Genomic DNA, 18,909 nt, shown 5'->3' with positions numbered 1-18,909 from the left:
TGAACGGCATGGCAGTCCTCACGTCCAGGCCGCCCCTGGCGCCTCCCGGTCCACTGTCGTTGCCGCGCCCGTTCTGGACGCTCTGGCTCGGCACGGTCATCAACCGTGCCGGCGCGATCGTGCAACCGTTCCTGTCGGTGTACCTGGTTCAGATCCAGGGCTTCACCCTCCCGCAGGCCGGGGTGGTCATGACCGTCTTCGGCGTCGGGTCGTTGCTCTCCCATGTGCTCGCCGGGTGGCTGGCCGACCGGTACGGCCGTCGGCTGACCCTCACCTGTGGCATGCTCGCCACCTCCACCGCGATGGTCCTCCTCGGCGCCGCGAGCGGGTTCTTCGCCGTGGCGGCGATCGCGTTCCTGCTAGGGCTCACCATCGAGTCGTACCGTCCGGCCTCGCAGGCGATGGTCGCCGACCTCGTCTCGCCCGCACAGCGACCGAGGGCGTACGCGCTGCTCTTCTGGGCGATGAACCTCGGCTACGCGGTCGCGATGGTCGCGGGCGGCCGACTCGCCGATCATGGCGCGCATGCGATGTTCGGGGTGAACGCGGCCGTAGCGGTGGTCTTCGCCGCCGTGGTGTGGCGTGCCGTACCCGAATCACGTCCGGTCGAAGGACCTCTGCCGGCCGCGGGGCTGCGGGGGGTGTCGCGTGACCGGCTGATGCTCGCGGTCTGCGCCGTCACAGCGGCGTACGGCCTGCTGTACGCCCAGGCGTTCACCACGCTTCCGCTGGCCATTGCCGAGCAGGGCATCACACGTACGCACTTCGGCCTGGCCATGGCGCTCAACGGCGTCTTGATCATCGCCTTCCAGCCGCTGACAGGCATCTGGTTGGCGCGGCGGGATCCCGGCCGCGTCCTCGCCGCTGGGACCGCCATCGTGGCAGCGGGTTTCGCGCTCACCGCGCTCGTGCACGACGCGCGCGGGCTCGCGCTCACGGTGGCGATCTGGACCGCCGGAGAGATCGTCATCGCGGGCACCCTCCCCACGATCGTGGCGGCACTCGCGCTCCCGGAACAGCAGGGCACCTACGCCGGCGTCTCCGGCATGAGCTGGGCGGCCGGCGCGGTCCTCGCTCCGATGATCGGCACCGCGCTGCTCCCACTGGGACCGGAGGCGTTGTGGAACGTCATCGGCCTCGTCGGCGCCCTCTCGGCCTTGGGCGCGCTCCTCATCGCCGGCCCCATACGCAGGCGCACTGTGGCCGGCTAGCCCCGACAAGTTCCCGACCACCTCAAGCAGAACGGAAAGATGAACATGAACCGCCGATTCCACCCCCCCACCGCGGACGACGCCGCCCTCCTTCTGGTGGATCACCAGATCGGGCTCTTCACCGGGGTGCGTGACATCACCGTGAGCGAGCTCAAGCACAACGTCACCTGCCTGACCAAGGCGGCGTCGCGCCTGGGTCTCCCCATCGTGGTCACCACCACCGCCGCGGACAGCATGTGGGGGCCTCTCGTTCCCGAGCTGCGGGCCGTCCTGCCGGAAGGGCTACAGGTGATCGATCGAAGCACGGTGAACGCGTGGAATGACGAGCGCGTTCGCCGCGCCGTCGAAGCCACCGGACGTAGGAAGCTCATCATTGCCGGGGTCTCGCTCGAGGTCTGCGCGGCGTTCCCCGCGATCACCGCGACCGCGGCAGGCTACGACGTCTACGTCGCCGTCGACGCTTCCGGCACCTTCTCGGCGGTCAAGAGAGAGACCGGCCTCCTCCGGCTCCAGCAGGCCGGGGTGATCGTGAGCGACTACGCCACGCTGGCCGTCGAGATGCTCGCCGACAACGCGCACCCTGCTGCGGCGGACGTGTACGCCGATCTCGACATGCCGTTCGCCACCCTGGTCGGGCAACTCGCCGCCGCGGGCAGCCAGTGACTTGATCTTCGGGACTGGCTCGGGCCGTGCGGCGCAGGACGTCGACGAGGTGGGCGATGATGGGTCACCGTGGGCACCGTCAGCCTCACCGGAGTCCTGTCATTCAGCGCCGGGCTCTACTGCCGAGCTGCCTGGCCATCTAAAGTGCTGACCCGCTGGAAAGTACTTCTGCGCTGAGAGACTTGTAGGAGCTATGTCAACATTTGTAGTGATTCACGCTTTCGGATCGGGGCCTCGCGCCTGGCAGCCCCAGATCGACGCTCTCGGCGCCGAGCACCGGATCGTCGCCCCCGAACTGCCTGGCCACGGTGACACTCCCGGGCCGCTGACCCTTGACCGCGCCACCGCTGCCATCGGTGAGGTGATCGCCGCAGAGCCCGAGCCCGTGCACCTGGTCGGCATCTCCGGCGGCGGCACAGTCGCCCTGCTGACGGCGCTGGCCGTCCAGGAACGGCTGGCCGGGCTGGTCGTCTCCGGAGCGTCCGCCAGGCCGGGCGGGACGGACGCGGTGCAACGGGCCGTCATGGGTTTGCTGCCTGCCGGGGTGCTGGTCGGGATGTTCAAGGGCATGTACTCGGGCGGCCGCCCGGAGTACCTGGTCACCGCCGTGGAGGACCTGCGGCGGGCGGGCAGGCAGACTCTCTTGGCCGGGCTGCGCGAACTGGGCGGCGTTGACCTGTTGCCCCGGCTGGGCGAGATCGGCGTGCCGACCCTGGTGCTGAGCGGTGAGAAGGACAAGCCCAACATCGCCCACGCCAGGCAGATCGCCGCCGCCGTCCCCGGTGCGGAACTGCGTCTGGTGCCCGACGTCGGCCACTTGTGGAACCTCGAACAGCCGGAGCTGTTCTCCCGAACCCTCACAGACTTCGCGGCCAAGACCCGTCGATGACGACGGGCGGTGCCGGGGGTAGCCGCGCTGCTCGAACGGCACCGGGCGGCGAGCTGGGCGGGGGCTGTACAGCCTGCTCAGTGGGCGTTTGATCCTTGACGTACGGCGGTTTCATGATCACTGACCTGGGTCACGCTCGGTAAGCCTTGGGGGTGAGCCATGCGTGACCGCATCAAGGGCAAGACTCCGATCGCCAGGGACGAGGGCGACAACGCCAGCGGCGTCGTCATCAAGCTTTACGGCGAAGAGACGAACGGGGCCTGGCGTATCCCCTTCCAGGATCTGCCTACCGACTTCGGAACCGTCGGGCCCACGCTGGGGAAGTGTCGGTCGCTTGGGGGTCGGCCGAGGTGGACGCGGAGAGCTCAGGGAATGCGCTGGGGGGCGGCTGGGCGGGAGATCTCGCCCTCGGGGGAGAAGAACTGCTTGTCGATGTGGTCCTGGGCCAGGCAGGCCGCGCCGAGCACGACGCACTCCTCGCCGAGCGTCGACGGCCTGATCTCGGGCACGCGCAGGCAGTGCGGCTCCAGCGCGCGCCGCAGCGGGTCGAGCAGGACGTCGGCCGAACGAGAGAAGCCGCCGCCGAGCACCACCAGCTCGGGGTCCAGGGTGAGCACCATCGCGGCTGTTCCCAGCGCCAGGTCGTCGGCGTAGGCCTGCACGGCCGCGACGGCGGCCGGATCCCCCCTGCGGGCGGCGCCGAAGACCAGCCCTGCGGCGTCCTCGGGTGGGGCGCCCTCGGCCAGGGGGCAGCCTTCCAGGTGACCGGCCATCTTCCGCCAGCGGGTGATGTCGAGCAGGCCGACCTCGCCGGTGGCCCCGCTGAAGCCGTGGTGCAGGTGGCCGTTGAGGACGAGCGCGGCCCCGGGACGTCGACCGGCGTGCAGGTAGACCAGGTCGCGGACCCCGGCCGCGACGCCGAGCCGCTGCTCGGCCAGGGCGGCGAGCTTGCTGTCGTTCTCGATCGTGATCGGGCAGGGCAGGCGTTCGCCGAGGTGGCCGATCAGGTCCACGCCCTCCCAGTCGGGCAGCGCATCGACGCGGGTGATCATGCCTTCCCGATCCACCACGCCCACGCTGCCGGCGGCCACGCTCCAGATGTCGGCGGGCGCCAGCCCGGCGGCGAGTAGCGCCGCGTCGACGGCCCTGCTCATCGCGTCGAGCCGCTCGGCCCTCCTGGTGCGCTGGTCCACCGAGGTCCGCCCACTGCCGACCGTCCGCCCGTTCAGGTCGGTGACGGCGGCCAGTATCTTGTGCACCCCGATGTCGATGCCGAGGACGTGCCCCGCGTCGGCGCGGAACCGGTAGCGGCGGGCCGGCCGTCCCATGCCGCCGAGGGTCGGCTCGACCTCGGTGATCCAGCCCCGGTCGTGCAGGTCGGTCACGACGTCCACGATGGAACCCCTGGACAGCCCGGTCAGCGCCGCCAGCTCGGTGAGCGTCAGCGGGTGGCGTGCGTCGCGCAGGGCGCGGATGCTGCTGAGCGAGTTCAGCTGGCGCAGCCGCTGGAGATCCCCACCGTTGACCTGCAGAAGACCACTCCTTACTAATGGTGGACTCCTCATTATGTACGGAGAGACCTCGTTGCGCCAGCAGTAATTTCAGGGATGTCAGGGCTTGACCGGACAGCCGTCTTCGTGAGTATCTATGGACTCCCAAATATGTGGGGAGTTCAGCATGGCAGTGACCATCGCGGTCGTCGGCGCGGGAGCGCGTGGCCGGATCTACGCAAGGGCGGCCGCGGCGAGCGGCCGGGCCAGGTGACGCTCTCGGCAGGCCTCGCCTCCCTGCGCGAGCAGTTCCTGACCAACTTCCCGATCCTGTCCGCCGGTTCCGTCGTCGCCTCGCTGCCGGTGATCGTTCTCTTCGTCTTCATGCGGCGGCAGCACATCGCCGGCATCGCCTTCACCGGCTCGAAGGGCTGACCCACAAGGCTGTCAGCGCCGGCCCCCTATGACGTCCTCCCTCTCATTACTCCCCATCCCTCATCACACAAGGAGCTCGTGTGCGTTTCTTCCGCAGCGGGATCGCCATGGCCGCAGGCGTCTGCCTGGCCGGCCTGGCCACGGTTCCACCGGTCGCGGCCGAGGCCGGCGCACGTCCCGTGGACGTGCAGTTACTGTCCATCACCGACTTCCACGGCTACATCAGGCCCCACAACGACGCGGCCAACGGCACGATCAAGGACTCTCAAGGCAACACGCTGGTCGTCGGCGGCGCGCCGTACATCGCCACCCACCTGAAGAACCTCAGGGCCGGGCACGAGAACTCCATCACCTTCAGCGCGGGCGACAACTTCAGCGGCTGGCCGACCGAGGTGTCCCAGCACGCCGACGAGCCCACCATCGAGTTCCTCAACCGCATCGGCACCGACTTCACGACGGTCGGCAACCACGAGCTCGACAGGTCGCTGGAGTTCCTGCGCGACCACATGGGCAAGGGCAAGTGCTTCGGCGTGATCGGCGTCGACAGCTGCTTCACCGACTCCTCCGGCCGGCTCTTCCACGGCGCCGACTTCGCCATCTCCACCGCCAACATCACCCGCAAGGGCTCGACCAGGCCTGTGCTCGAGCCGTACGTCATCAAGTGGGTCAAGGCGGGCTGGCGGCGTATCCCCGTCGGCTTCATCAACCTGACCACCCCCACCACAGTGAACGGCTCGACCTCCTACCAGCCGTCGCTGGACAACCTGGCGCTGGTCGAGACGGCCGACAAGTACGCGGCCAAGCTCCGGCGTATGGGCGTGAAGGCGATCGTGGCCAACGTCCACGAGGGCGGCACCACCACGGGGGACTTCTACGACCAGTGCGCGAACCCGTCTGGGCCGGTGATGGACTTCGCCCGGCAGGCCTCGCCCGACATCGACGCGATCGTCACCGGCCACTGGCACGCGCCGTTCAACTGCTCCATTCCCGACCCTGCGGGCAACCCTCGCCCGGTCGTCGAGGCGGCCTTCCACGGCAAGCTGATCAACGAGATCAACCTGAAGATCGACCCGCGCACCCGTGACGTGATCAGGTCGCAGACCGTCTCCACCAACCACCCCGTCACCCGGGACGTCCCCGCCGACCCCGACATGGTGAAAATGGTCGACTACTGGACGGCCAAGGGCCTCGAGACCGCCGCCAAGCCGGTCGGCAAGATCACCGGTGACCTGACCAGGGCGCGCGACACCGACGGGGAGAGCACGCTCGGCAACCTCGTCGCCGACGTGGAGCTCGCCGACTCGCGGCGCACTCCTGGCGGAGGGGCCGACCTGGCGATGGTGGCCGTGGCTCCGGCGAAGGGCTCCAACTCCCTGCGCGCCGACCTGAAGTACACCGGTGACGGCACGGTCACCCTGGGCCAGGCGTGGAACACGTGGGGCTACGCCAATCCGGTGCTGACCGTCTCCGTCAAGGGCAGCCAGCTCGAGCAGGCGCTGGAGCAGCAGTGGCAGGCGCAGGCGAACGGGACGGTGCGCTTCGCGCCCCTGGCCGTCTCGGGCAACGTCCGCTTCTCCTACGACCTGGCCAAGCCTGTCGGCGACCGCGTGCTGCCGGAGAACGTGCTGATCGACGGGCAGCCGCTCGACCCGGCCAAGACCTACCGGCTGGCGGGACTCGCCTACACCCTGATCGGGGCCGACGGCTACTCGGCCTTCGCCGGATACACCGACGCCGTGCGGGGTGAGCGTGACTACGAGGCCTTCCGCGACTATCTGCGCAACGGCCCTGTCTCCCCGCCCGCCCTCGACCGCGCCGTGGCCCTGAACGCCAACGGCTAGTGAGATCGGGCCGTGCGTGGGCCTGGGCTACCCGGGCAACGACGGCTCGCATCCCGCCGTGCTTCCTCGTGGTCACGGAGGAAGCACGGCGGGTTTCGCCGTCGACCTGGTGCCGTTCGACCGGCACGAACGCCGCGCCGCGCACACGATCGTGCCGCCCGCGGTGGCGCGGTCCTTACCCGTGACCGCCGCCGGGTGACCCAGAGACCCACTCCGCTGGGAGTGGGACGACCACCAGCCGGTCCAGCGCGTCGACCGCGACGTGCCACTCCAGACCTCCATGCCCGCGACCCTTCGCCTGCGTGACTGAGTCCGGCACGGCAAGTCCCCATAGGCTGGGCTTCATGGCTCCGGTGCTGACCTTGCTCGACGGCGTTCGATGGAAGGCGCGGCGCGTGGTCGGCGATCGTGCCCAGACTCTGCTGGCGGTCCTCGTGCTGGACGGCAGGGCGGGAGTGGGCGACAAGCGGCTGGTCGAGGAGCTGTGGGGGGACGAACCACCGGCCAACCCGACGAAGGCGCTGCAGGTGGTGGTCTCCCGGGTGCGGGCCGCGACCTCGGCCGACGCCGTCGTGCGTACGCCGCGCGGCTACCGGCTCGGGCTGCCAGACGAGCAGGTCGACGCGCTGCTGGTCGCCGTGCTCGTCGGTCGGGCACGCGGCGCGCTGGCCGAGGGCGACGTCACCGCCGCCGCCCGCCACGCGCAGGAGGCGCTCGACCTCGCGGCGGGCGGTCTGGAGACGTCCATCGGCGCCCTGGCCGACCTGCGGGCCAGGACCGCGGGCCAGTTGACCGAGTCACGCCGCCTGCTGGCCGTCGCCCGCAGCAGGAGCAGCGCGCACGAGGAGGCGCTGCCGCTGCTGGAGGAGGCCGTGGCGGCGCAGCCGTACGACGAGGAGCTTCTCGTCTGTCTGCTGCGCAGCGAGGCCGCGGTGCGCGGCGCCGCGGCTGCGCTCGAACGCTACGACGGCCACCGCGCCGCCCTGGCCGAGCACCTTGGCGCCGACCCGGGGCCCGAGCTCGCCCGCGTGCACGCCGAGCTGCTGGCGGCCGACCGTCCGGTGCGCGAGGGCATCCTGTTCGACGGCTCCTCGCTGCTCGGCCGGGACGGCGACATCAGCGCGCTGCAGGGCCTGCTGCACGTCAACCGGGTGGTCTCCATCACTGGTCCTGGTGGGCTGGGCAAGACACGGCTCGCCCACGTCGTCGGCAGGAACGCCGCGCAGCCGATCGTCCATTTCGTCGAGCTCGTCGGCGTCACCTCGCCCGAGGATGTCGTCGGCGAGGTCGGCTCGGCACTCGGGGTCCGCGACTCGCTCAGCGGGCGCCACGCCCTGTCCCCTGACCGGCGTGCCGACATCCGCGCCCGGATCGCCCAGCACCTCGGCCAGGCGCCGGCGCTGCTGATCCTGGACAACTGCGAGCACGTGGTGGAGTCCGTCGCCGGCCTGGTCGCCTTTCTCGTCGCGACCACCCGCGACCTGCGCGTGCTCACCACCTCCCGCGCCCCCTTGTCGATCGCGGCGGAACAGGTCTACCCGCTCGGCGAGCTGGGCTCATGCGACGCGGTGGAGCTGTTCCGCCAGCGTGCCAGGGCCGCCCGCCCGGACGTGCGGCTCGACGGCGAGGTGATCGGCGAGATCGTCACCCGGCTCGACGGGCTGCCGCTCGCGATCGAGCTGGCCGCGGCCAAGACGCGGGTGATGTCGGTGGAGGAGATCGGCAGGCGGCTGGCGAACAGGTTCGCCCTACTGAGCGGCGGTGACCGCAGCGCGCCCGATCGGCACAGGACGCTGCTGGCGGTCATCGACTGGTCCTGGAACCTGCTGGGCGAGCCGGAGCGCCGTGCCCTGCGCTGGTTGTCGCTCTTCGGCGACGGCTTCACACTGGACGCGGCCGAGCAGCTGCTGGGGCCCGACGCACTGCATGCCGTACGGGCTCTGGCCGAGCAGTCGCTGCTGAGCGTCCGGGAGAGTGATGCCGGCGTACGCTACCGGATGCTGGAGACGGTCAGGGAGTTCGGCCGGATGCGGCTGGCGGAGGCCGGTGAGGAGGCGCCCGCCCGCGCCGCTCAGCGGGCCTGGGCCGTGGCCTTTGCCCTGGAGCAGGGGAAGGCACTGTTCGGCTCCGGCCAGTTCGCGGCGGCCGACGCGCTGCGGGCCGAGGAGGGAAACCTGGCCGAACTGCTGCGCCAGGCGCTGAGCGAGCCCGACACCGCGACGGTGGTCCAGGTGCTGGCAGGCATCGGGGCGTTCTGGTCCATGCGTGGCGACCACCCCCGGATCCTCGCGCTCAGGGACGCGATCACGCAGACGCTCACCGGCTGGCTGCCACCACCCGAGCTTGAGGACGCCACCAGGGTGGCCGTGGTGATCACGCTCATGAACACGATGATCATCGCTGACAACGGCGATGATCATCTACGCGACCTGCTGCGCGGCCTTCCCAACCGGGACGAGACCGACCCTCGCGTCGCCGCGATGGCTACGGTGATGCTCGCCTACGACTCCACCGACGGCGAGGCCGGTCTCCGCCGGCTTGACGAGCTGAGCCGCGATCCTGACCGTTACCTGGCGCAGATGGCCGCGCAGACGAGCGTTCACGTCCTGGAGAACGCGGGGGAGTGGGCGCCGGCCGTCGCGGCTGCCGAGCGGGCTCTGGAACTGGCGCGGGAGGACGACGGCCCGTGGCACGTCGCGCTCCTGCATACGCTGCTGGCTCAGCTGACCATGCAGCTCGGCGACCGGCCTCGGGCCGTCGGCCACGCGCGGATCGCCCTTCCTGTCCTGAGCAGGCTGGGCGCGACCGATGACGAGACGCAACTGCGCTCGCTGCTGCTGTTCGCCGCTCTCGCTGAAGGCGACCTGGAGGCGGCCGAGGCCGAGCTCAAGCGGATCAGCCGGATCAACGAGAACGAGCCGGTGCTCGGCGGGCTGGCCATCGTGCCGCTCTGCGCCGCCGAGGTCGCCCTCGCCCGCGGCGACGCGGCCGATGCCCTGGCGCAGCACCGCCTGGCCGTCCAGCGGGCGCGTGACCTCCGCCTGCCTGCCGTAGCTCCCACGGGCTTCGAGCCGTGGCTGGTCGTCGCCGAGGCGCTCGCGCTGGCGGCGCACGCCTACCACGCCGGATCCGCCGACCTGCCGTACGGCAAGGAGCTGTTCCGTGCCGCCGTCACCCGGATCGACGCGGTGCTGAACACGGGAATCCCTTTCCTCGACTATCCGGTGTGCGGCACGATGCTCTTCGCCTTAGGTGTCTGGGGGCTGCTGCGCGGCGGCATGGCGCCCGGCGACGCCGTCAGGTCGCTGGTGTTGGCCGAACGGTTCGGCTACAACCGCACCATGCCGAGCATGGCCTTCGAGCGGATCGAAGCGCGCGCCGAGCGGGCCGCGCCCGGCGCGGTCGCAGCCGTCCGTGCCGAGTACGGCGAGCGGCGCGGTCCCGACCTGCTCGACGAGGCCCGCGCCCTGGTCAGGGGGATGCGTCAGATGTGTCGCTTGTAGCTGCGGACCGACAGCGGGGCGAAGACCGCGATGACGACGAGCCCGGCCAGGACCGTCCAGCCCACGTCCCCGCTCATGGTGCCGGTGTTGGCCAGGTCGCGGGCGGCCGTGACCAGGTGCGAGACCGGGTTGATCCGGACGAACGCGGCTAGCCAGGCCGGCAGGGTCTCCACCGGGACGAACGCGTTGGACAGGAACGTCAGCGGGAACAGGATCATCATGGAGATGCCCTGCACCGCCTGGGCGCTCCTGGCGATCGTGCCGACCCAGGTGAAGATCCACGCCAGCGACCAGCCCGTGAAGATCGCCAGCAGGATCGCGGCAAGCACGCCGGGCGCTCCACCGCCGGGGCGGTATCCCATCACCAGGCCCATGGCGAAGGTCAGCACCGCCGCGATCGTGTAACGCAGCAGGTCGGCCACCATCGGGCCGGCGAGTGGCGCGATCCTGGCGATCGGCAGCGACTTGAACCGGTCGAAAACCCCCTTCTCCATGTCCTCACGCAGCTGCGTGCCGGTGGCCATGCACGTGGTCAGCACGGTCTGGGCGAGAATGCCGGGGATCATCAACGGCAGGTAGTTCTCCACGTTCCCGGCGATGGCGCCGCCGAAGATGTAGGCGAACATCGCGGTGAACAAGATGGGCTGCAGTGCCACGTCGAAGAACTGCTCGGGATTCCTGCGCATCTTCTTCAGCGCCCGCCACGCCATCGTCAGCGTCTGACTGACGGTCTCGCCCGCCGAGACGTGCCGCCGCGCGGCCGCCACCCGGTCGGCCGCCCGCACGGTCTCGCGGGCAGGTGCGATCGTGGTGCTCATCGGTTCTCCTCCGTGTCGTTCTCGCTGCCTGTCCCGTGGCCGGTGAGCGCCAGGAACACCTCGTCCAGGCTGGGCTTGGCCACGCTCACCGAGACGATGGAGACTCCGGCGGTCCGCAGCGCGATCAGCACGTCGGCGGCCAGGTCGGCCTGGTCCAGGGCGACGTTGAGCCGCCCATGCTCGGGGCTGAGGATCGGGTCGGAGCCCAGGACCCGCCGGACGACCTCCACCGCGGTGGGCACCGCGCCCGGCTCGGCGAGGAGCAGCTGCAGGGTCGAGTCGCCGACCGCGGTCTTCAGCTCGTCAGGAGTACCCTCGGCCACCTTGCGTCCGTGGTCGATGACCGCGATCCGGTCGGCGAGCTGGTCGGCCTCGTCCAGGTACTGCGTGGTCAGCAGCACCGTGCAGCCGCCGGCGACCAGGCCGCGGATCGTCTCCCACATCTGACCGCGGGTGCGCGGGTCCAGGCCGGTGGTCGGCTCGTCGAGGAAGATCAGCGGCGGCCTGGTGATCAGGCTGGCGGCCAGGTCGAGACGCCGCCGCATGCCGCCGGAGAACTGGGCGATCGGTTTGTCGGCGGCCTCCTCCAGACCGAACTGGGCCAGCAGCTCCACGGCGATGAGCTTGGCGCGCTGGGAGGTGACCCCCTGCAGCCGGCCGAAGAGCCAGAGGTTCTCGCGAGCGGTCAGGTTCTCGTCGACCGACGCGTACTGCCCGGTGACGCCCACCAGCTGCCTGATCACGTGTGGCTGACCGGCCACGTCGACGCCGAAGATCTCCGCACGTCCGGCGTCGACCTTCAGCAGGGTCGCCAACATCCGCAGCATGGTGGTCTTGCCGGCGCCGTTCGGGCCCAGGACGCCGAAGATCTCACCCGGCCGCACGGCCAGGTCGATCCCGTCGACGGCACGATGCTCGCCGAACGTCTTGACCAGCCCCTCGGCCAGGACGGCGAGGTCGGTCCCGGCGGGCATCGGTCCGCCCCCGAAACGGTCGAGCTCTGTCGTAGTCATGGCTCGACGTTCCACGACCCCGGTTTCACGGTGCCCTCGCCCCGGTTTCACACCCAGAGATCCCGGTGTTCGGTACCGGCCCTTTAAGTGGTCTCGTCCCGATCCTCGTGCGGTTTCAGGCAGCGAAAGTCGCCGTGCCGCCGTGGTCACCGGATCCGGCCAAGGCATTTAGTCCCTTTTGGGTTATTTCCACACCTTTCGAGGCATCAGCTCAGGGTCAACGCTGGACGGGGGTGAGGGAGCGCCGAGGACACCCCGACCATCGCCGAGGCGGCCGCCTTCTCCGACGGAGTGACCGTCGTCCAGGTGAACGAACTCGTGGACAAGGTGCCCAGGGTGGACACCTCCGGAGACTGGGTGGACCTGATCCTGGAGAGCCCGCGGCCGTTCGCAGCGTCGCCACCACCCTGCGATGGCGGGGACATCACCGCCTGGGTCCCGCCATGGGCAACCGGTCAACCCAGCGCTACGAGCGGCACCCGGGCCGACAAAGGGGAAGAAGAGATGGCACTCTCACGCCGCAGGAAGACGACGACATTCCTGGCGGCGTTCGCCGTGGCGACCGTGCCGGTGGCGTGGTCGACGGTCAACGCCCAGGCGGACCCGGCGGCAACGGCGGCATCCGCCCTCGCCGACCCGCTGCCGTGCCGGTCACCGAGCCAGGCCAAACCGACGGTCGTCATGGTTCACGGGGCCTGGGCCGACACCTCGAGCTGGAACGGCGAGGCGGACGCCCTGCGACGGGCGGGCTATGTCGCGCGCGCCATAGCGAACCCGCTCCGCGACCTGACCAGCGACGCCGCGACCGTCGCCGCCTTCCTGAAAACCGTTCGCGGCCCGATCGTGCTCGTCGGACACTCCTACGGAGGCTCGGTGATCACGAACGCCGCCGCGAACGTCCCCAGTGTCAAGGCGCTCGTGTACGTCGACGCCGCCGTCCCGGATGTCGGGGAGACCACCGCCCAGCTCAGCGGGTCCGGGTCCGCTCTCGGCGCGAATCCGGACTCGCTCTACGACACGGTGCCCTACGCGGGGGCACCCCAAGGAGCGAACGACCTGTATCTCAAGCAGGAACCCTTCGTCCGCTCGTTCGGCTCCGACCTGCCGCGGGACACCGCCGTACGCCTGTGGGCCGCCCAACGAGCCGCCTCGACCAGCGCGTTCATGACCCCGTCGAAGGCCGCGGCGTGGAAGACGATCCCGTCCTGGTACTTCATCAGCACCGGTGATCGGATCATCACTCCGGACTCGCAGAGGTCCATGGCGAACCGGGCACGCTCGAAGGTCACCACGTTCCAGGGCGGATCACACCTGACCCTGATTTCACACGCGGACGCGGTGACGTCGGTGATCGGATCCGCGATCTGCTCCGTACGCTAGGGCGTCGCAGAAAGTGAATCGGCCCGCTCTCGGCGGCCGGCGGCCGGCGGCCGGCGGGAGGTGGGAGGCGGGCCGGCCGCGCGGTCAGCCGTCGGCCCGCGTGGACAGTAACCTATCGGTTACGCATTCTGTAAGGGGGGCGCTCGGGCCGGAACGCGACGCCACTCCCGGGAAGGCTACGGTCGACTCGTCCACCCGAAACCGACCCAGAGAGCGAGTCGTCCCCCGTGCATGACTTCCCCCCGATGGACGAAGGTTCCCGCAGCTTCACCTTCCCCGGCGACCACACGGACACCGTCCCGTCGCTTCACCTGCTCGCCCTGGCGGGCACCCCCGACTCCTCGTACGAGGCGATCCGCCCGCAGCTGCGCGACACCGACACGCTGGCCTTCTGGACGATGGTCGTGAACGGTGAGGACGTGGTCGCGGTCGGGATGAACGAGAAGGCGGTCCCGCTCGACCGTGAGAACGTCACCCGGCTCGCCCACCTGCTGGGCCTCGCGGACGACGCCCCGCACCAGTTCGTGGTGGCGATCGACGGCGACCCCGCCAACCCGGACTTCCTGAGCGTCGAGGTCGGCCTCGGCTGGGTCGAGCTCCGGCTGTACCAGGAGCGCGTGTACACCGGCGTCCGCGTGATCATCCCCGCTGACCGCTGCGACGAGGTGCGCGAGGCGCTGACCACACTGACCGCGCTGCTCGCTCAGCCCCAGCACGTTGCCTGACGGAAATTCCGGGCGGGCGCCGTGGCGCGGGACCCGTTCGCGGGCACGGAGTCGCCATCGGTGCCGCGGGACCCGCCGGAGTTGACGTAGACGCCGCCACCGGCGGGGTTGACACCGGAGTTGCCGTTGCCCGCAGTGATACGAGTGAGGGTGAGGGCTTCCCTTGCTCAGCCCTCCGGATGCAGCACGCGCCTGAGGAACGAGCGGGTGCGCTCGTGCTTGGGGTCGCCGATCACCTGGGCGGGCGGGCCGTCCTCGACGATGACGCCGCCGTCCATGAACACCACCCGGTCGGCCACCTCGCGGGCGAAGCCCATCTCGTGCGTGACCACGAGCATGGTCATGCCCTCCTCCGCCAGCTTGCGCATGACGGCGAGCACGTCGCCGACCAACTCGGGGTCGAGCGCGGAGGTGGGCTCGTCGAACAGCATCAGGTCGGGGTTCATGGCCAGCGCCCTGGCGATGGCCACCCGCTGCTGCTGCCCACCGGAGAGCTGGGCGGGGTAGGCGTCGGACTTCTCTGAGACGCCGACCTTGTTCAGGTTGTCCCTGGCGACGATCTCGGCCTCTTTGCTGCTCCGCTTCAGCACCCGACGCTGCGAGATCATGACGTTCTGCAGCGCGGTCATGTGGGGGAACAGGTTGAACTGCTGGAACACCATCCCGATGCGGCGCCTGACCGAGTCGATGTCCGCGTCGGGGTCGGTGATCTCGATTCCCTCGACGTGCACGGTGCCCTTGGTCGGCTGCTCCAGCAGGTTCACGCAACGCAGCAACGTGGACTTGCCCGAACCCGAGGGGCCGACGACGCAGACGACCTGGCCCGATTCGATCGTGATGTCGATGCCCTTGAGCACCTCGTTCGCGCCGAAGTGCTTGTGCAGCCCCTTGATCTCGATGGCGGGCGTCATCGACCACTCCCCTTACGCTTCTCCAGCCGGGTTGCGAGATAGCCGAGCGGGACGGTGACGATCAGGTACGTCAGTCCCGAGACCATGATGGGCGTGGCGTTGGCGTACTGAGAAGCCAGATCGTTGCCGAACTTGGCCAGCTCGACGTACTGCCCCGAGACTCCGAGGAAGAGCACCAGTGAGGAGTCCTTGAGCAGGCTGACGAACTGGTTCGTGGTAGGCGGGATCACGATCCTGATCGCCTGGGGGATCACCACGGTGAACTGCGCCCTGGCCGCCGACATGCCCAGCGACCTGGCCGCCTCGGTCTGTCCCTTCGGTACGGCCTGCAGCCCGGCACGGAAGACCTCGGCCTGGTAGGCCGCGCCGACGAGGCCGAGCCCCAGGATGCCCTGGCCGTAGGTGCCGCCGGGCACCTCGAAGCCGGGCAGCGCCAGAGGCAGGAAGGTGATCAACAGGAAGATCAGGAGGGCCGGTAGGCCACGGAAGATCTCGATGTAGATCGTCGCGATCCACCGGTAGGGACGCACCGGAGAGATTCGCATGAGGGCGAAGATCAGCCCAAGCACGAAGGCGAGGGCGAAGCCGCCGATCGTGTAGATGAGCGTGTTCCGCAGCGCGATCGTGAACAGCTCAGGCAGCGCCTTGTCGGCCACGTCGCCCTTGGCGAAGTTCTGGGCAAGACTCGCCCAGTCCACATACAGGACCAGCGCGACAAGGGCGACACCCAGCACGACGTACTGGATGCCACGAGTGATCTTCTGTTTCTTACGAGGGCTGAGCCGGGCACGGCCCGGCGCAGCCGCCACAGACTGATCCGCCATGGACTAGCCCAGCTCGCCGGGCTTCTTGCCGAACCACTTCATGAAGATCTGGTCGTAGGTGCCGTCGGCCTTGGCCTGGGTGATCGTGTCGTTGATCGTCTTGAGCAGGACAGGGTCGGCGCCCTTCTTGAGGCCGATGCCGTACTGCTCGCCGGTGTCAAGGCTGGCCAACACCTCGAACTTGGCGGCGATCTCCGGCTTCTTCAGCCAGGTGAGGACCACGGGCAGGTCCTGGACGATCACGTCGGCCTGCCCCGCCTGCAGAGCCAGCAGTTCCTTGGGCGAGTCGGCGTACTCGGTCGGGTCGAACCCGTTCTTCTTGACGTAGTCGAGGCCGGTGGTGCTGGCCTGTGCGCCCAGTTTGAGACCCTTGGCCTTGACATCCTCCAGGGACTTGGCGCCGGTGCCCTTCTTGGCCAGCAGCGCCTGCGTGGCGTCGAAGTACGGCACGGAGAAGTCGATGTTCTGCTTGCGCTCGTCGGTGATCGTCATACCGGCGGCGGCCACGTCGCACTTCTTGGCGGCCATGGCGGCGCCGCTCTTGATCACGGCGAAGTCGATGTCGACGATGTCCTGCGTCACCCCCAGCTTCTTGGCCGCCAGATCGACGATGTCGACGTCGAAGCCGACGACCTTGCCGCTCGCGTCCTTGAACTGGAACGGCTCGTAAGGGATGTTCGTGCAAGTCGTGAGCTTGCCCGGGTTGACGAGCTGCGCACCGGCCGCGCCCGTGCCGCCGGGGCTGGCGCTCGCGGAGGTGGCGCCGCCTCCTGAGCCGCCGCAGGCGGACAGCCCCAGGATGGCGGTCAAGGCGAGCGCGCTGATGGTGTCCCTGCGGCGGTTCTTGGACCAGAGGGCCATGTCAGGCCTCCTCAAAGAGGTATGTCATGAATGTTTGCATTTCGTGAAGCCTAATTCGCCCCGTGCATCGATTTGACAGCAGAACCGCGTCAAGTCATGCGGTGACCGCGTTGGACAGCGTAGAACACCTTGATGCCACCCGTCTGCGGGCGGGGTCGACGCCGTGACCGTAGGCGCACGGTCCCGTCGGTGCTGCTGGAGGCGAGGGTTCTCCCGTCCGGCGCACGGAACCCGCGGCGAGGCGAGTAGGAGCCCGCGCCGCGACACGGGGGAGTGGTCCGGTTCGAAAGGACGGTGGGACGGCACGGGGCCGTATGCACGTGCCGAGTTCACCGGTCCGGCGACCTCCTCACGGGCACGCTGCTCGACTGAGTCGGGTCGTCAAGAAGGGAGGGCTCGGTAGCGGGCTACCGCCGAGTGAGCAGGTCACGCAGGTTCGCGATGCCGCTCGCGACGGCGGCTGCCAGCGCGAGGACACCAAGGGCGATGCGTAGCTGGGTGACCACGAGCCAGATCAGCAGGCTGACGGCGGCGATGATCGCCACGGCGGGCAGGAACACGAAAAGCCGGCCACGCAGCAACGCCTCGACGGCCATGACGACGAGGATGGCGATGCCGACGACCAGGAACAACGGGCCGAGGTCGAACAGCAGTGCCACGCCGAGCAGGAACAGCAGGACCGACAGCGACGCACCTGACCAGAACCGCAGCAGCAGGCCGGGGGCGACGGCCTTCTCGGGTACCGCCCGATGACGCAAATGAGCATGGGGCGGTGAATAGAGCATTTCGCTCCGAACATGGCGTAGCTGGTCACGTTCGTTGACCGCGCTGCGGCGCTGCGATCGCAGCTCCCTCAGGGCGAGTTCCCGTGCGGCCAGCCTCGTGGCCGCGCCGTCGTCGCCCCCGTCGGCAGAGGTCACGGTGGGCGGCAGTACCTCGATGCCGCCGACTGCCCGCCGCAGTTCCCGCTGCCCGGTGTTGATCTTGGCGTCGAGCTCGTTGATGCGCGCGTCGAGCTCGGCGATGCGGGCCGCGTCCGCGGCCGCCCGCGCTGCGCGGTTCGGCGGGATCTTGTCCAGGCCTGCCCATCCGACGGGATCCGCCCACGATGCGCGAATCGCCCCGTTGCGTTCATAGCGGGGCCCGGCCGGCGCCCGTTCGCCGCCGAACCGATCAGCGGTGTCCAAGCCCCACAATCCCCGGTAGTCGCGCACCCACGGCGTACTCGAGTCGATGAGGATCGGCGTCCACGGCCGCGACGTTCCGGGGCCGATGTGTATGCCGTCGCCGCGGCGGTAGTCGACGTAGGGGATCCCGATGCCCAGGAACGGCCCGTTAGGGGCCCAGGGGAACACCAAGGATCGAACGCTGGTGAACACGCCGAAGGTTCGCCTCAGCGCGAGTGGCTGTACTCGCACCAGGTAGTCGCCGGCCAGGTAGGCGCCGGAGTGCGAGCCCGCTCCAACGTTGACCACGGGATGGGTGTCGTCGACCCAGCTGATGTCCGGGTCGTCGGGCCGACGGCGCAGTTCGTCCCCGGCCTCGTCGTGGGAGGAGAACGCCACCCAGGACAGGACCCACCTGTCGGGGTCCTCCGATGCTGCTTCGGTGCCGTCTGAAGCGAGGTAGACGGTCACCTGTTCCCAGTCCGCTTCGTGGTCGTTGACGCCGCTGAAGCCGCTGCGCCAGTCGTTCATGGCATACAGGAACCAGTACTGAATGATCAGGTATCCGCCGTCGGTGCTGACGTGTGCGTGATAGGCGTGACGGACCGGAAGCGTCGCGCCGTACTGCTGCTGGGCCGCCGCCGACAGACCGCCGGGCACAGTGCCGCGCAGCATCAGCGACAGCCGCATACCGGAAGAGATGAACCTGCCCAGCAATCCGACAGCCGCAAGACGGGAGACCCCGGTGAACTTCGGGCGATCCGGCCTCTTTCGCCACGCGCGCGCTTCGCGGCCCTGCAGGGCTTTCGGCGCATACCGCAGGAAGAGGTAGGCGTTCGGATGCTCCAGTGCCGCCGCGGCCAGCCGATCGGGGTCGAGCTGCCCATGATCGAGCAACAGGGCGGCGGTGTCGCCGTCTTGTGGGGAGGCCCAAAGCGCCGCCTGCGCCACATAGTCCTCGACAGGCATGGGGAAGAACATTTCCCCAGCCGTGAACCGCAGTACCGGCTCGTACCTCCGCACGAGCCTCAGGACGTCAAGGTTCGCGGGTAGGTCGTCTATGTCCGCCACGTCACACGCCTCGACTTCCTGCTCCGCCCCTGGCCGCGCCCCGCCTCAACACGGGTGATGGTGAACTTGTCTCCGTGTTGCAAGACTAGTCAGACACCCCTTGAAGGC

Annotated in this window: 16 protein-coding genes and 1 pseudogene; 10 read left to right on the top strand and 7 right to left on the bottom strand. The window is 69.4% G+C overall.

All coding sequences use genetic code 11. The annotated features are described in order from the left end of the window. Positions 1 to 8 precede the first annotated feature (8 nt). From AB0B45_RS46205 to AB0B45_RS46195, 3 genes are all read left to right on the top strand, one after another. Positions 9 to 1,211, top strand: coding sequence for an MFS transporter (locus AB0B45_RS46205; RefSeq protein ID WP_358144546.1), 1,203 nt, complete (start codon positions 9 to 11; stop codon positions 1,209 to 1,211). A 39-nt stretch (positions 1,212 to 1,250) separates the two neighbouring features. After that, positions 1,251 to 1,874, top strand: coding sequence for an isochorismatase family protein (locus AB0B45_RS46200; RefSeq protein ID WP_358144544.1), 624 nt, complete (start codon positions 1,251 to 1,253; stop codon positions 1,872 to 1,874). Between the two features lie 193 nt (positions 1,875 to 2,067). Further along, the gene (locus tag AB0B45_RS46195; RefSeq protein ID WP_358144542.1) at positions 2,068 to 2,763 is read left to right on the top strand and encodes an alpha/beta fold hydrolase; all 696 of its coding nucleotides are present in this window, start codon (positions 2,068 to 2,070) and stop codon (positions 2,761 to 2,763) included. A gap of 365 nt (positions 2,764 to 3,128) precedes the next feature. Here the strand turns inward: AB0B45_RS46195 and AB0B45_RS46190 are convergent, their stop codons facing one another. Then, positions 3,129 to 4,328, bottom strand: a complete 1,200-nt coding sequence (locus AB0B45_RS46190) for an ROK family transcriptional regulator (RefSeq protein ID WP_358144540.1) — start codon at positions 4,326 to 4,328, stop codon at positions 3,129 to 3,131. 195 nt (positions 4,329 to 4,523) lie between these two features. Between AB0B45_RS46190 and AB0B45_RS46185 the strand changes: the two genes are divergently transcribed. The 4 genes from AB0B45_RS46185 to AB0B45_RS46170 all read left to right on the top strand — a co-directional run bounded on the left by AB0B45_RS46185 (position 4,524) and on the right by AB0B45_RS46170 (position 10,032). Further along, complete coding sequence (locus tag AB0B45_RS46185) at positions 4,524 to 4,688, top strand: hypothetical protein (protein WP_358144538.1); 165 nt, start codon at positions 4,524 to 4,526, stop codon at positions 4,686 to 4,688. An 80-nt stretch (positions 4,689 to 4,768) separates the two neighbouring features. Then, positions 4,769 to 6,529, top strand: coding sequence for a bifunctional UDP-sugar hydrolase/5'-nucleotidase (locus AB0B45_RS46180; RefSeq protein ID WP_358144536.1), 1,761 nt, complete (start codon positions 4,769 to 4,771; stop codon positions 6,527 to 6,529). 16 nt (positions 6,530 to 6,545) lie between these two features. Then, positions 6,546 to 6,728 carry a hypothetical protein gene (locus tag AB0B45_RS46175; RefSeq protein WP_358144534.1) on the top strand — a complete coding sequence of 61 codons (183 nt, stop codon included), beginning with the start codon at positions 6,546 to 6,548 and terminating at the stop codon, positions 6,726 to 6,728. 145 nt (positions 6,729 to 6,873) lie between these two features. Then, positions 6,874 to 10,032, top strand: a complete 3,159-nt coding sequence (locus tag AB0B45_RS46170; protein ID WP_358144532.1) for a BTAD domain-containing putative transcriptional regulator — start codon at positions 6,874 to 6,876, stop codon at positions 10,030 to 10,032. On the opposite strand, the gene AB0B45_RS46165 is transcribed toward AB0B45_RS46170, so the two are convergent. Then, on the bottom strand, positions 10,014 to 10,850 hold the full coding sequence (locus AB0B45_RS46165; protein ID WP_358144530.1) for an ABC transporter permease: 837 nt from the start codon (positions 10,848 to 10,850) through the stop codon (positions 10,014 to 10,016). The genes AB0B45_RS46170 and AB0B45_RS46165 overlap by 19 nt on opposite strands. After that, positions 10,847 to 11,863 (bottom strand): ATP-binding cassette domain-containing protein, encoded by a 1,017-nt coding sequence (locus AB0B45_RS46160; RefSeq protein ID WP_358144528.1) that lies wholly within the window; start codon positions 11,861 to 11,863, stop codon positions 10,847 to 10,849. The genes AB0B45_RS46165 and AB0B45_RS46160 overlap by 4 nt, the downstream gene beginning before the upstream one ends. Before the next feature lie 252 nt (positions 11,864 to 12,115). Between AB0B45_RS46160 and AB0B45_RS46155 the strand changes: the two are divergent. The 3 genes and pseudogenes from AB0B45_RS46155 to AB0B45_RS46145 form a co-directional block, all read left to right on the top strand. Next, positions 12,116 to 12,253 (top strand): annotated as a pseudogene (locus AB0B45_RS46155) (malonate decarboxylase subunit alpha); the annotation flags it as partial. A 114-nt stretch (positions 12,254 to 12,367) separates the two neighbouring features. Then, positions 12,368 to 13,243, top strand: coding sequence for an alpha/beta hydrolase (locus tag AB0B45_RS46150; RefSeq protein WP_358144526.1), 876 nt, complete (start codon positions 12,368 to 12,370; stop codon positions 13,241 to 13,243). A 245-nt stretch (positions 13,244 to 13,488) separates the two neighbouring features. Beyond that, entirely contained in the window at positions 13,489 to 13,968 is a 480-nt protein-coding gene (locus AB0B45_RS46145; protein WP_358144524.1) for a hypothetical protein, read from the top strand. Between the two features lie 167 nt (positions 13,969 to 14,135). Here the strand turns inward: AB0B45_RS46145 and AB0B45_RS46140 are convergent, their stop codons facing one another. The 4 genes from AB0B45_RS46140 to AB0B45_RS46125 form a co-directional block, all read right to left on the bottom strand. Beyond that, positions 14,136 to 14,879 (bottom strand): amino acid ABC transporter ATP-binding protein, encoded by a 744-nt coding sequence (locus tag AB0B45_RS46140; protein WP_358144522.1) that lies wholly within the window; start codon positions 14,877 to 14,879, stop codon positions 14,136 to 14,138. Beyond that, positions 14,876 to 15,703, bottom strand: a complete 828-nt coding sequence (locus AB0B45_RS46135; RefSeq protein WP_358144520.1) for an amino acid ABC transporter permease — start codon at positions 15,701 to 15,703, stop codon at positions 14,876 to 14,878. The genes AB0B45_RS46140 and AB0B45_RS46135 overlap by 4 nt, the downstream gene beginning before the upstream one ends. Before the next feature lie 3 nt (positions 15,704 to 15,706). Beyond that, positions 15,707 to 16,564, bottom strand: a complete 858-nt coding sequence (locus AB0B45_RS46130) for an ABC transporter substrate-binding protein (protein ID WP_358144519.1) — start codon at positions 16,562 to 16,564, stop codon at positions 15,707 to 15,709. Positions 16,565 to 16,971: 407 nt separating this feature from the next. Further along, positions 16,972 to 18,699 (bottom strand): hypothetical protein, encoded by a 1,728-nt coding sequence (locus tag AB0B45_RS46125; protein ID WP_358144517.1) that lies wholly within the window; start codon positions 18,697 to 18,699, stop codon positions 16,972 to 16,974. Between the last annotated feature and the right edge of the window lie 210 nt (positions 18,700 to 18,909).

This window comes from Nonomuraea sp. NPDC049152 (assembly GCF_040648355.1).
Taxonomy (GTDB): domain Bacteria; phylum Actinomycetota; class Actinomycetes; order Streptosporangiales; family Streptosporangiaceae; genus Nonomuraea.
The sequence above is the reverse complement of the archived record's forward strand: the minus strand, read 5'-3'. Positions and strand labels throughout refer to the sequence as shown.